General features: G+C 68.6%; 7 protein-coding genes. 3 read left to right on the top strand and 4 right to left on the bottom strand.

Annotation, left to right across the window (positions count from 1 at the left end):
* Position 1: 1 nt before the first annotated feature.
* Positions 2-10,021: a neuraminidase-like domain-containing protein gene (locus ACPXB1_RS27650; RefSeq protein ID WP_425736000.1), complete on the bottom strand. Its 10,020-nt coding sequence runs from the start codon at positions 10,019-10,021 to the stop codon at positions 2-4.
* Between the two features lie 626 nt (positions 10,022-10,647).
* On the bottom strand, positions 10,648-11,088 hold the full coding sequence (locus tag ACPXB1_RS27645) for a hypothetical protein (RefSeq protein ID WP_355593246.1): 441 nt from the start codon (positions 11,086-11,088) through the stop codon (positions 10,648-10,650).
* A 186-nt stretch (positions 11,089-11,274) separates the two neighbouring features.
* On the opposite strand from ACPXB1_RS27645, the gene ACPXB1_RS27640 reads away from it, so the two are divergent.
* Positions 11,275-11,556: a hypothetical protein gene (locus ACPXB1_RS27640; RefSeq protein ID WP_355593248.1), complete on the top strand. Its 282-nt coding sequence runs from the start codon at positions 11,275-11,277 to the stop codon at positions 11,554-11,556.
* 115 nt (positions 11,557-11,671) lie between these two features.
* Here the strand turns inward: ACPXB1_RS27640 and ACPXB1_RS27635 are convergent, their stop codons facing one another.
* Positions 11,672-11,998: a hypothetical protein gene (locus ACPXB1_RS27635; RefSeq protein ID WP_355628143.1), complete on the bottom strand. Its 327-nt coding sequence runs from the start codon at positions 11,996-11,998 to the stop codon at positions 11,672-11,674.
* A 256-nt stretch (positions 11,999-12,254) separates the two neighbouring features.
* On the opposite strand from ACPXB1_RS27635, the gene ACPXB1_RS27630 reads away from it, so the two are divergent.
* Positions 12,255-12,590, top strand: coding sequence for a hypothetical protein (locus ACPXB1_RS27630; RefSeq protein WP_355628141.1), 336 nt, complete (start codon positions 12,255-12,257; stop codon positions 12,588-12,590).
* Positions 12,587-12,838: a hypothetical protein gene (locus ACPXB1_RS27625; protein WP_355628139.1), complete on the top strand. Its 252-nt coding sequence runs from the start codon at positions 12,587-12,589 to the stop codon at positions 12,836-12,838. Before ACPXB1_RS27630 ends, ACPXB1_RS27625 begins: the two co-directional genes overlap by 4 nt.
* A gap of 175 nt (positions 12,839-13,013) precedes the next feature.
* Here the strand turns inward: ACPXB1_RS27625 and ACPXB1_RS27620 are convergent.
* On the bottom strand, positions 13,014-13,725 hold a 712-nt coding region (locus ACPXB1_RS27620; RefSeq protein WP_425735999.1), incomplete at its 5' end, for an amino acid dehydrogenase.

Here is a 13,725-nt window from a genome sequence, read left to right as displayed (position 1 = left end):
GTCAGAACCGGTACTCGAAGAGCAGGCCGACGTCGTCGAGGGCGTCGGGCCTGAGCCGGGTTATCTGCTGCGCACCGACCTGGACCTGCTGCCCCAGAGCACTCGGCAGGGCGGTGAACTCGATGTTCCACGGCGTCGTGTCCTCGATCTTCACGCCCCCGCCGTCGAACTCGAAGACGGCGACGGGGAGGCCGCCGAGGTCGGTGTCGACGATGCGGACGGTCTGCTGGTCGGTTCGCCCGTCGGGTCTCGTGACTCTAATCGTGAAGTCGTCGGCGGTGTCGTAGTCGAGGCAGCGCACGACCACCGCCAGCCGCTCGACCGCCAACGCGGCCGTGGCGTACGTGACCGGGAAACGCTGCGCCCCGATCGTCGCGCGGAACGTGCTCGGGGTCGGTGCGTCGCCCGCCGGGTAGTACATCCTGTACCACTCGTCGGAGTAGTCGTGCCTGCCCGACAGCAGTCGGTACAACCCGCTCCGGCCGTCGCCGACCTCCATGGACAGCAGTGCGTCCCGGAGGTCGGCCTGAGCGGCGTCGCGGAGCTGCGGACCCCCGTCGAGCGCCGTGTACCGGACGGTGAGCACGGCATCGGAGATGGTCTGGTAGTCGAACTGCCGGTACTCGGCGGGCAGTTCGAGGCGCCACGTGCCGACCACGCCGGCACCCTCGAACGGCAGGAAGCGCTCGTCGCGCAGGTCTGGTTGGAACATGCCGGAGTCGTCGCGGCCGGAGCTCGTGACCACCGACTCGACGGGGGAGACGTACGTGAAGCGTGGATCGTCGACTCCGCTGCTCCGGTACGGCTTGACCGGTGTCGCAGCCGTGCGGATCATGCTCGACAGCAACGTCACAGTGCAGTTGACGCCGGTGTAGGGGCCAGTCGCGCAGGGCAGGCTCAGGCTGACCATCTTGATGCGACGGCAATAGTCACCGGGCCGGTCGAGGTCGAACAGCGCTTCGGGCAGCGTGACGGTGCAGGTTCCCGTCTCGCGGAGTTCGATGAGTGCGGCCGGATTGACGTTGGCGAGTGAGACGTGCTTGGTCAGCTCGTACGTGCGGCGGTTGCGTTGCAGATAATCGGCCTGCATGCGGGTGACGGCGGCGTGTAGGCGTTCACCCGCCAGCAGCCCCTTGCGGGTGCTGTCCCAGTAGCCGAACTGCACGTACTGCGTGGCCCCGGTGCCCAGTTCGCGCTGCATCGCCCGCTCGGCACGTTTGGCGGTGTCGTAGGCCACCTGATAGCTCTGGAAGTAGAGCGTGCTGAGCTGCGCCGACATCCAGTCGTACAACTCGGTGTTGGTGTACTTGCCGGCGAGGTGCTCCTGCATCTGGCGTGCCTGGCCCATGGCGATCCGGTGATTGCTCAGTTCCTTGGTGGCCGCGTCCAACCGGAGCTCCGCCGCCAGCCGCTGCCTGTCCGTCGACATGATCTCCGAGGCGGCCTGATTGTGCTGAAGCACCCAGTCGTGCTCGCGTACCACCGCCTGGGCCAGTCGGCTGGACTTGCTGGCGTCGAAGCCCGAGCTGGCGGCGTTCGCGTTGAACACGGCGCCGATGGCGTTCGCGGCGGCCGCCAGATTGCCTCCGCCCCACGACGATCCGACGCCGATGCCCCACGGCTTGGCGGAGAACGAGAACGTCGGAAGGACCGACAGGATGCTGCCGGAGCCCTGCGCCACCGCCCCTGCGGTCTGGCTGTCGCGGCTCTTTTCGAGGCTGCCGAGTTCGGCCTTGTCATGGCTGAGCAGCTTCACGCCTTCGGAACTGGGGATGTTGGCGCTCGCCGACGCGGCGACCGGTGCGATCGGCATGTCCTCCGGTGGCACGGTTACCGTGGTGACCCCGAGCAGCTGCTGGTAGTGCTGGTAGCGGCTGACAAGCGTGCCGCGTTGCGCACGCAGCACCTCCACCTGTCGACGGGCCTCAGCCTCCTGCTTCTGCCTGATCTCCTCGATCGCGTCGGCCAGTTCGGTCTCGTGGGTGGCGCGCAACATCGCCAGCGCTTCGGCGTCGCGCTTCTCCATGGCGGTCAGCAGGGCGCCACCGAGATTGCGGACGTCGTCGGCCAACGCGAGCGCCTGGGCCACCAGGGTGTGGAACCGGTAGGTGGGCGGTGCGGCGGTCACCTCGGAGAGCACCGACGCGATGTCGAGCCCTGCCGCCCGTGCGCGCACCAGCAGTGCGGGGTCGATGGGTGGTTCGAACAGCGGCAGTTGGCGAACCACGCCTTCGATGCTCATGGAGTTGCGGATCTTGAACTGCCGGTCGGCGACGGTGTCCCAGTAGCCGAACAGCTTGTCGTTCCTGGGGACTCCGAAGTAGGTGACGCTCGGCCAGGACAACGGCGGTGCGTCTGGGTCGACGACGACGGTGTCCGGCGCTGTCGAACCGATGCGCTGCTCGATCGCCACCATCGTGTTCGACAGCCGTTCCAACTGCGGGTCGAGGCTGACGGCGGTACGAATCTGGGGCCGAACACGTTGCGGGATGGCCGTCGGCCGTTCACCGAGGATGTCACCGGCCAGGGTGTAGAGGTTGGCGGCGTAGTTGATCGACTCGATGGTGTCCTGTCGAAAAAGCTGGTCGCCCCACGCGATGAGGTTGTCCAGGTAGGCCATCACGACCATCTTCTGGAACGCCACCACCCGCATCCGGCCGATCGCGTACGGATTGAACGGGCTGGCCCGCCAGGTCGCGACCTGGCGCAACAGCCCAGCGTCGGCGGTACCGGCCGCGAGCGCGTTGATGATGTCCGACAACCGTTGGGGTGCGACGCCGTCCACCGACGCGTCGAACAACGGCTTGGTGCGCCAGAAGCGCGCCGGGACCTGTTGTCTCGACGTGTCAGTGGGGTCGAACACGAGGTGGAACCACCGCTGCGCCTCCTCGAAGCGCCGGTTCGCCGACAGCCGTGTGGCGATCAGCACCGGCGCGTGGAAGAACAGCTCCCAGTTGTACTGCTGGAAGAAGCCGGTGGGCGCGAAATCGACCTCCTCGACCGGATACGGCTCGCTGACGAGACGTTCGGGTTTGTACGTAGCCGCGAACGTGTCCGCGGCCCGCGACTGCCCTGCCCGGGTGACCAGCCGCTCGACGCCGCCGGCGGCGAGGTCGCTCTGGAAGTCGCCGACGTACGGGTGGAACGCGGTGCTGAAGAGGTAACGCCGGGCCTGCTTGGAGACCAGTACGGGGCCCAGCTCGGCGACGATGCGGTCGCGGCTCACGTAGTCGGAGATCTTCAGCATCGACTTGTCGGCCTTCGACACGAATTGACGTTGGTCGCCGACCTGGAAGAGGCTGCGCCGCGCCAGGGCTCGCTTGGGACGAATCGCGACATCGGTGGTGGAGGTCAGCTTCGCCAGCTGAAGCGGATCGGTGGTGCCGTGCACGGCGGCCACGTCGATCACCGGGTCGGGGTGCACCACGAATTCGGGCATGTACGTGGTGACGTCGGTGTAGTACTTGGCCTTGAGCTTGCCCACCACGGACGGGTCGATCTTGTCCTTGTCGGCCAAGAACCAGCCCCAGTCGATGCCGGTGGAGGGATCGACGACGAAGCACCGCTGGCCGTCCTGATAGACGAACGTCCGTGCGCCGCTGATGAACTGATCCTGATGGGCGTACGCCAGCGTGAAAGGGCTGGGCGACCTGCCGAGCGCCATGGCCTCGGTGCGCCAGTCGAGCGTCGCGGGCAGGTTGAGTCGATTGTTGCCCTTCTGGGCGAACAGCATCCCGGCCGGGACCGTGCCCGTGGGTTCGAAGATGCCCGCGATGCTCTGCCCGTAGGTCTCCACCTGACGGCTACGTCCGGTGAAGTGGAATCCCGAGACTGACGCGTACAGGGCGTTGTAACCGGGGTTCGCGGGCGTGTAACCGGGATTCACGGTGGAGACGTTGACGGCGGGGTTGTCCCACTCGGGCCAGATCCACAGATCGGGCGACCCGACGACGGCCCGCAGGACCAACTTCTGCTTGACGGTCTCAGGATGATCGTTGACCGGTACGAGCTGCGTCTGCACCGACACTTCGGTGACCTGCTTGGGCTGCCACTTGTTGCGGTGGAAGTAGGTGTAGGCCAACGAGATGTCGTAACGGCGGCCCGCCGGCAGCGTGGGTTTGTCGCCGGGCTCCTGCTGTGGCGTGATGTCGGCGAAGATCGGCCAGAACACGTACAGCCGGCCGTTCCATACCACCGGCAGCACCTGACGCTCACTGATGTCGGCGTCGATGGCCCTCCATGGTGTCCACTCGGCGTAGTCGATTCTGGTGCGCCAAAAGTACTTCGGGGTCAGTCCGCGGGTACGGCCGACGGCGTAGAGAGTGGCGGGGTTACCGGGGGCGGCGTCGACCTCGTAGAGGCCGAGGATCTCCAGTCGGGCGAGTTCGTCGAGTCGCTCGAGGTACACGCTGAACGCGTCGTCGACCAGCTCGGCGGTGACGTCGTCGCGCATCAACGCGGACTCGAGCTCGCCGAACAGAGGTGTCTTGTCGTCGCGCAGCGTCGGTTCCATCCAATTCTCGGGGAAGCAGAACACCTTGCGGTTGGCCTCCCACACGCGGTAGTTCTTCATCCACGCCCAGTCCCGCCAGCCCGGGTCCAGGGCGTCGTCGACCTCGATGCCGGCAACCAGGTTCATCGTGGCGCTCTGCACGAACAGCTGAACCGACGCGATGGCCTGTTTGATGCGTGACGTCGTGACGATCGGCTCGGTGCGGCTGTCCTGAAGCAGGTGGCGGTAGAGCTCCGATTCGGTGTGCAGGGCCGGCCACGCCGAGGCTGGGTCGGCCAGCACGTACTCCAACAGAGCGTCCCGCTGGGCGCGGCGCATCACGTCGCGGAGCGGCGCGGCCACCTCGCGCCAGCGGGCGTCGTCGTAGCGTGCCTTCACCACTTCGCGCGCTGATCGTGCGGCACGCTCGTCGCACTCTACGGCGGCGAACTGAGCCAGCTGCGCGGCGGACGCCCCGGTGCGGCGGACGAGTCCGATGACGCGCAGCTGCGCCGCAGGGCCCGTTTCGTCGGCGAAGTCGGCGACGGTGAGGCCGGTGGTGGTGGCCAGCGTCGACAGGTCCGCGGCCGAGACCCGGAGGTTGTCACGGGAGGCCGCTGTCGCGATGGCCGCGGTGAGATCGTCAAGTGTGGCGCCGGGTTGGCGTGCCGACGCCAGCAGGGCGGAGACAACGGGCCGACCGAGATTGGCGGCGCATCGGCTGAGCCGCAGCACCCGCAGCAACGCGGCCAGCGGCACCGGGTCGCGCGGCGTCGGGGTCACCGGCAGCGTCGCGGGCTGCCACCACGGCGCCTGCGAGGCGGGTTGCCAGGGAATCGGTCGTGGCGCGACGGTGGCGCCGTAGTCGGCCAGCCAGGAGAGTTCGGTCGTGGTCCAACCCATTCGGGTCACCAGGCGTGCGAGCTTGGCCATCCGCACATAGGTGCGGAACTGCGCCTCGAAGCTCACCGCGGTCAGCGGCACGTCCTGGTGGCTGGTGGCGAACGACGGGGCGAGGAAATCCGCAAGCGCCGGTCGCGCCGGGTCGTCCGCCGACACGAGCCGGTGTGTGAGCAGGTCGTCGACGAGTGCGATCGGTACGCCCAACTGCTCCGAGCAGTCGGACACGATCACGCGGTGGCTCAGCTCGGCGCGCAGATGCGTCGCGACACCGGCTGCGACCGCGGCTATCCGAGCGTCGCCCGCGGTGTCGAGCAACGCGTTCACCGCCGCGACGTCGAACAGGCGGCGCTCGTTGGCAGGCGCGTACGCGGTGGCGGCGGTGGCCAGCGCGTCGAGTGCGGTGCGCCACGAGGCATCGACGGACAGGGAGGCGAGCCGGGTCCGTTCGTCGGTCGTGAGCGGGCCGTCGCTGACGATTTCGCCGGCGGGTCCGTCGTGGTGGATGCGGGTGCGCAGCTCCGGGGGGAGCACCAGGTCGGCGGGTAGCGCCGGCAGGCCGGCCCTCAACGGGGGCCACTGCCACGTTTTCAGGCTGCGCGAGAGGACGGTCCGCGGCGCGTCGTAGGCGGCGTGTACGGCCGCCCGGTAGGCGGCGTCGGTGTGCGCGCTCAGCAGCGCGCCACGTTGGGCGGTGGTCAGCACGCCCCGCACCCGAAGCCGGCCGTCGGTGGCGGTGACGCGGGGCCGCAGCGCCGCCGGGACAACCAGGTCGTTCGGCGGGGCCGGCAACGGCGCGTCGAACGTCGCTGTGTCATCGAGTACGGCCAGCACGTCGTCGATGAGCGGGGTGGACCACCGCAGTTGGGCCATCCACCGCCGCAGTGCCTCCGCCGGAACCTGGCCGGCGATCTCGGTGCCGGCCGCGACGTCGCGCAGGGCGTCGCGTGTCTCACCCAGGCGTACGGCCAGCTCCTCCTCCGACGGGCCCATCGCCTGGCCGGGCGTCGTCGTCTGGTGAAAGAGCAGGTAGTCCACCTCGGGGACGGTGAGCCCGCTCTCGCGTATGTCGGTGACGAGGTCGACGAACCGTTCGGTGGCGGCCGGGCCGGCCACTCCCGACGGGAACACGTCGGCGGCACAGCCCCGTAGCGCCAACAGCTCGTCGACCGGCATGGTCAGCGCGCGGGCCAGCCGACTGAAGCGGTACAGCGCCGACAGATTCGCGAGAGTGAGGCGCCCGTCGGTCAGCGTGCGCGTCAACGTATCGAGTTCACCGGCGGTCAGATTGAGAGCGCTCATGATGGCCGACGTATGTGCGGTGATCACGGCCTGCGCGGGATCGAGCGCGAGCAACGCGATCTCCATGGCACCGCCCGCGTCCTCGGCCACGGCGAAGGCCGGGTCGCTGGGCCGCATCACTTCGGGGTTGCCGAACAGCTTGAAGTAGAGCTCGTCGGGCCGGTCGGCGCGCAGCGTCGCCCACAGCGCGGGCAGTTCGGCGGGGGTGATGCCGAGCCGCTGGTGCAGGCGGGCCGCGCAGGACAGTGCGACCAGCAGTTTGTCGTCGATCCGGTCGTTGACGTCGGCGAGATCGGAGCGCAGCGCGGCGATGAGGTCGTCGCACTCTCGGGTGGTCCAGCCCAGCGCCCGACGCAACCGCACGAACCTGCGCATCCGGTCGGCGGCCGCCGCGTCGAAGTCGACAATGACGAGCTTGGCGACGTCGCAGGTCGCCGGGTCCTGCGGGTCGGCGGACTGGATGCGGATGGTGTCGTCGGGATCGACGAACTCACTGGACAGCAGGCCGAGCAGGTCGGGGTAGTCGACGTCGAACCGGTGCAGCACCTGTGCGACCCAGCGCAGCGCCTCGGTCCACGTGAGGTTGACGGTCGCCATCGCCTCGGCGACCGCGTCGTACACCGCGACGGGGTTGCCGTTCTCGGCGAGCCCGAAATCACTCCACGGAGTCGCGGAACGGCCGGTCATGAGCGTGTGTTGCCCGACGGTGACGCCCAGCGACTCGCATGCGATGTCGACATCGGTGTACGGGTCGTCGGCGGGGGAGGCCAACGCGACCATCAGGTCACGGCGGTGGGTGGCGGGGGCGTCGGGATCGTCGAGTAGGTGCCCCACGTAGGTGCGCACCTCCTCGGTCCACAGGTCGAGCGGCGCCGAGACGGGGTAGACGGCGGTGCGCAGCGCGTCGTAGGCCCTGGCGTTGCGGTGTTCAGGTTCGGCGGCGAGTTCTACCGCGGTACCTGCGGTCTGACAGCTGCCGAACCGGGCGGTGAGCTCCGTCGGTGAGCTGCGACGCAGCACCCACAGCACGCGATGGTCGGTGAGGAACCAATGCTCGTCGGGCGTGACGACGTAGCACGCGTGGTCCTCGGCGAGCGGTACGCCCGCGGCGGCGAACGCGTCCCGCAGGGCGGCCGAGATGGTGCGCGCATCGAGCTCAGCGGCTTCGGCGGCGTCGACAGTGATGTCGGCGATGGGGGCGACGAGGTTCTCGAGCAGTTCCAGGGTGAGGTCGAGGTGAGGCAGCGTGGTGTTGGTGTTCGCGCAGGACAACTCGATCTCGCCGATGTCCGGGCGGCGACGGTAGAGCACGTCGAGCGCGGTGCCTCCGCCGGGCAGGTGCCGATCGGCCAGCCAACCGAGCAGCTCGGCCAGGTAGGCGGCGGGGCTGAGAATCGAATTGCAGTCCCCGCACTCGCAGTAGCCCGCGGAGCCGAACAGCGTCTCCAGATTGGCCCGGCCCTCGTAGTCGTACGCTGGCAGCACGTACATCGGGGTGTCGTTCAGTTCGGGAGCGAACGCCGAATAGATGGCTGCACTGGTCGCCGAGATGTTTACCGCTCTCGTAAGGTAGTTCAACGCCGGTGTCGGCCCGCCGAGCGCCTCGCCGTACCGGCCGATGAACGTCGAGGCGCCCAACCGCGCGATCGCCGTCGCCGAATCCAGGCCCGCGTCGCGCAGCACCTTCATGTGCGCGGGATCCTTTGTGACATTGAACAGCCGCTTGACGGTGGCGACCTCGTCGACGAGTGCGGCGCGATCAGCGACGTCGTCGAACAGCGCTTCGTCGAGTTGGGCGGGGTCGATGCCCGTGCGCAGGTCGAACGTCGTGTCGTCGCGAAGCACGTTGCGCCAGAAGGTCCTCGCGTCGCCTGTCGTCGCGTCGTCGGCCAACAGTGTGTTGGCCAGCACTTCTGTGGGCATGGTCTCGGCCACGACGGCGCGTAACGTCGTGGCGTACGTCCTGATCTTGGCCTTTTCGATCTCTTCCGGTGGGGTGCCGTGCGGCAGCGCGGCGACAACCGCGGCGTCGATCTCCGGTGGCACCCTGTCGTTGTCGGGAAGCTCGCTGATCAAGGACTCGAAGTCGCCAACCGAGTACGCCGACAGCGCCTTGACGCCGTCGAGCCGGCTCGCCAGCGTGTCGACGAGCGGGGCGTGTTCACCGGTGAGCGCGGCGAGCTGCATGTTGAGTTGCAGCCGGGGCACCTGCTCGGCGAGCAGCGGATCCGCGGCCACCGTCTCCCACAGATGCGGAAGCTCACCGTCATCGCCCGGTTCGGTCCACACCGCGTCGTGTTGAACGAGCTTTTCCACGTATGCCGTTCGTGCGGTGATGCCGTCGAGGGAATGCAGCAACCCGCCCAACGCGTCCGGGCTCTCGGCGAGCACCTTGATCGCGGCGGCGCGGATGTCGGATGCCACGGACGCCACGTCCTCGACGGCGCGGGCTGGCACCAGTCCGCGGTCGGAGGCGGATTGCATGGCAGCCTGCAACCGGTCGTCACTCTGGCTGGCGAGCGACGCGAGGTCGGTGGCCACGCCCCGCCGGACCAGCCCGTACAACGCCTCGGGCGCGACGCCAGTGGTCTCGGAGAGTCGGTGGGCCACGACCAGATCGGCGAGCCGTCGCATCGGCTGGTTGGTCTTGCCGGCCAGCAGCGACAGGTCGTGGATCCCTTTCTTCTCATCGAGGTCGGCGATGCTGAGCCCGTCGAGGTGACGGTCGAGCTCCGTGACGGCTTGCTGGTATTCGGACCAGCGAGTCTCCGGGCCGCCGTTCACCCGGATGCGAACCTTTTCGATAGGTTGGGCCGCGTAGAAGATGCGCGACTGTGCCAGGGACGACTCGGCGCTGCCGTCGCTGGCCTCGTCCGCACCTGCGAACGCACGTACCTGCAGGTCGACCTGGTCGCGGCCGATGTCGGCGGGGTCGTACTCGATGACGAACTCGCCGCGCTCGTCGGTGACCGCCGAGCCGAGCGGCACGTCGTCGCGCAGGCCGCGGTGCAGGGCCACGAGATGGACGCCGGAGATGGCCAACCCGCGCCGATACATCACCTGGCCGCGAACCACGCGGCGCGGACGCTCCGGTGGTGGGTCACGGCCCTCAAGGGCCGCCACGGTGCGATCGTCGACGACAACGCTGGCCCCGAGTTCGTGCCGGCGCTGAAACTCTGTGACGGCTTCCTGCGTGCCACGTTCGAATATTTGACCGCGAACCTCGTCAGGTGGTGCGGGATGGCCCGCGCTGTCGAGCAGCCGGTGCAGCTCGACCACGTCGTCACCGCGGGCACCGAGGCGAAGGTTCTTGCCGTACAGCGACATCCGAGCTCCCCCCGGTGGACGCTCCGAGTCGGATTGATGCTACTCAGTGATGGAACGCTCGCACGTGGCAATCGCCGTCGACATGCCGATCGTTCGTGGCCTCCGATCGTGCATTGCCGCCGCTCGGGCTCGTCGACTCCGCATGAGGGCCGATATCAAGGTTCATTGGTCTGGCCGACGCGACGGTGTTCGACTGGAACGCGCTTGTCGGGGGCAAGGAACGCAAGGCTGGACGGGTCGTAGTAGGACGGGTGTAGGTCCGGCGTTGGTCGAGGAGTCTCCGAGAATCCGGCTTGTCAGGCCGTCAGGCATGTGCCGAGGCGTGCCAGAGGCGAAGTGCTCGGTCGCGAGGCGGCTGGGAGAGTTCGCGCGAGTCCTTCATGTCGGCCGGTACGTCGCGCGCCTGCCGGAACCCCGTGCCGACGGGCAGCATTCTGGCCTTGGCCGGGGGCGGCGTCCCGGCGCTGATTGTGCGCCGCCGGATCGCCGTGACCAGGGTCGCCGCCCGCAGCCGGTGGGTGCCTGCCCACTTTGAGCGCTGAGCAGCGCCGAGAGTCAGCGTCGCCGTGGGTGTTGCCGCACACGGTGACAGACACGCCCGACCGCGAAGTGTCGGCCCCGGCGGCTCAGGCCGGGCTGAACTGGATGAGGACCGACGCGGTCGGCAGTTCGTCCGGAGCGGGTGGCGCCTCGGTGCGCCAGGCCAGCCGTACGCTCCATCGGCGGCCCGGCGGAAGGCGGTAGGCGTCGGCGATGCCGCCGGCCGTGCCGCTGGAGAACCCGAGGATGCCCGACTCGAAGACCACATCGAGGACGTGGCTGCGGTCCCAGTCGGCCGGGTCGAAGTCGGCCGGCCCGTCCCAGGTTTCCAGCCGGGTGTCGCTACCCAGCACCACGGCGTCGTCGATGTTCTCGACGAGCACGTAGCCCGGCGTCGAGCTGACCCATTGATCGAGCTCGTGGGGTGGGGGCGGCACGTTGCGCCGGTCGTTGCTGTCGTCGATCATCGCGAACAGTCGATAGTCGACATCGACGTACAGCTCGGTGTGCTCGACCAGCGCCGCCATGCGCTCTCCTCCCCGCTCGGTCGACTACGAGGGTAGCGATCTCCCGCCGACCATCCGGCCGGCCAGACATGGCTGCACAACACCGCGCAGTACCAGACCAGCAATGCCACAATCCCGGTCGGCCAGGGCAAGGCGTGGACGGACGGGACGAGCTTCCGGCTCGAACCCAGCTCCCTGGAGTGGCTCGTGCTCACCAAGGACGGCAAGGTCGCCTCCCGTGGTACGGGAACCCTCAACGGCCGGTCCGGCTACACCTGGGTGATCTACGGCTGGGACGCCTGTTCGTCGGGCCGCACCGACTGCGTGGGCATCCCCACCGACCGGGCCCGTCTGGTCGTCTTCGAAACCGCCACCGGGACGGTCGTCTACGACCATAGCCCCGGCAGCACCGAGTTCGACGTCGACCGGATCGCCCCACGCGATCTGACCTCCGGCGCCGTCCAGCTGCACCGCACCGGAACGCGCTGAACCGGTATCCGGCGCCGGCCGATCACGCGGCCGGCGCCGGGGCTGGATCTACTTAGCGCACGGAATCACCGCGGGTGGGCGGCCTGAGCGGCGGCGTCGGGCGTGCGGGCGGCGGTCATCGGGTGCGGGTGCGGGTGCGGGTGGTCGCGTCGGTCAGGACGACGTGCAGGTCGGCGGGCAGCGCGACGAAGGCTTTCTGGTAGACCACGAGGACGTTCACCTTAGGGAAGAAGATCAGATTGCCGGTGGTGGTCGCGGCTGCGGCCGCGGGCAGGTTGGCCGTTAGTGCGTAGCCGTTGTCGTAGCCGGCGCGCGAGCCGTAGTTAGGCCCGTTGAGGACCGCGCCGCCGGTGAGGTCGTCCGGCGGCTTGGCGCCGAACTGCCGGAACAGCGCGTACTCCGACTCCGGGCGCCTCGTCGGCCCTCCACCGAGCCACGCCATGCACGCATCTGCCGAGCCGCGAGCCCGCGCTACGCAGCGTCACGCCGAGTCGGCCCGGGTTCCGTCAAAACCATGAGCGGACCGTCCGGTCGGACTCACTCTTGGGGCCGTCTCCCGTTCGCGCCAAGCGCTCGCAACTCAGCGATGGCCGCCGTGGACGGGAGCGTGTCGAGGTGGCAGGCAGCGTGCGGTGAGCGGATGTCGAGGGCGCAGTCCGGCGGGATTGCGGACCCCGCTGACTGTTACCGTCCGCGGCGTGAAGAGCGATGACGAACTCCTGGAATTGGTTCGCCATGACCTGAGTCTCGCCGAGATGCTGTGGGAGGTCTGCGAGTTTGACCTCACACGCGGTGATCACAGCGAAGCTGTCCGGCTGTCGTCCGGGCAGGCACTGGAAGGCATAGCAGGTGACTTCACTGGCGGCACGTTCTTCCTCTGCGGTGAACGCCGCTCGGTCCGCCCGGTCTTGTATGCCAGCTCCGAAGGGCAGGCCGGCCTTATCGGCTATAGCCTTGCCGAAGCTTTGGAGGTCATGATCGGGCTACCGTCCTGGTGGGACTGCTTGAAGTTTCCGGCGACGGGGATCTGGTGAGCATGCAGTCCGCTGCGGAGCACCTGCAGCGCGACGAGCTCAGAGACCAGCCGGAGGTTGGAGCTAAGCGAGTCCAACTCGCGACAGCACTGATGTTGGACCTGGCGACTGTCCCGCTGCTGCTGGCCCGCTTGCGTGATGCGGTGGCCGGTACCGCACCTGATTTCCTCCTCACCGTCGAAACTGGTGAGGAGTACGAGTCGCTGTTCGGGCCGTGGCTGCCGAGCCGCAATCCCTCCTGGAGTTGAGAACCTCCGTCGCAGTCAAACGGTCGAACGCCAAGATCAGGAGTGCTGATCTGCCGCGAACTACATGGCGTCCGGAACATGATCAGTCGCTCACGGCTTTGCCGAGAGCAGTGTTCCTGATTGTGACGGAGGGCTTCGGCCGGGTATCGGTGGTGCGGGTCGGGTGGCGGCAGGGTCAGCGGCGGCGGTTTTCGATGTGGTGGCGGGCGCGGGAGCGGGCGGCGGCGGCCGGGGTCGAGCCGGTGGCGCGGGCGGTGCGCAGGATGTCGGTGAGGGTGTCGGCGATGCCGTGGACCCGGGCGGTGGCCTGGGCGGAGGTTTCCTGGTGTAGCTCGACGGCGGTGGCGTGGATGATGCCGCCGGCGCTGACGATGATGTCCGGTGCCCAGAGGATGTCGTGCTGGTGCAGCAGGTCGGCGGCGGCCGGGGTGTCGAGTTGGTTGTTGGCCGGTCCGGCGATCGCGGCGCAGCGCAGTGTCGGCACTGTGTGCGGGGTGAGCAGACCGCCAAGAGCGGCGGGGACGAGCACGTCCACGTCGGCGGTCAGGCAGTCCTGCGGGCTGGTCCATGCGGCACCCGCGGTGTCGGCGAGCGTGCGCCTGCCCTCGTCGGTGTCGGCGGCCACCAGGGTCGCGCCGGCTTCGGCGAGCATGCGCAGTACGTGGCCGCCGACGCGGCCGAGGCCGAGCACGGCGAAGCTGCGCGCGGACAGGTCGGCTGACCCGAATCGCTCGGCGCACAGGGCATGCAGCGCGGCGAGGACGCCGACGGCGGTGTGTCCGGAGGAGTCGCCGCTGCCACCGGCGTGCACCGGTCGGCAGAACGCATGCGGGGTCCGTTCGGCGATCGTGGCCATGTCGTCCGGTCCGGTTCCCACGTCCGGTCCG

The sequence above is a fragment of the Micromonospora sp. DT68 genome, from assembly GCF_049847245.1.
GTDB classification, from domain to species: Bacteria; Actinomycetota; Actinomycetes; order Mycobacteriales; family Micromonosporaceae; genus Micromonospora; species Micromonospora profundi.
The sequence above is the reverse complement of the archived record's forward strand: the minus strand, read 5'-3'. Positions and strand labels throughout refer to the sequence as shown.

Excerpts from the sequence above, each read along its gene's own strand:
- ACPXB1_RS27650 (WP_425736000.1), bottom strand. The coding sequence starts at position 10,021 with ATGTCGCTGTACGGCAAGAACCTTCGCCTCGGTGCCCGCGGTGACGAC.
- ACPXB1_RS27645 (WP_355593246.1), bottom strand. The coding sequence starts at position 11,088 with ATGGCGGCGCTGGTCGAGCACACCGAGCTGTACGTCGATGTCGACTAT.
- ACPXB1_RS27635 (WP_355628143.1), bottom strand. The coding sequence starts at position 11,998 with ATGGCGTGGCTCGGTGGAGGGCCGACGAGGCGCCCGGAGTCGGAGTAC.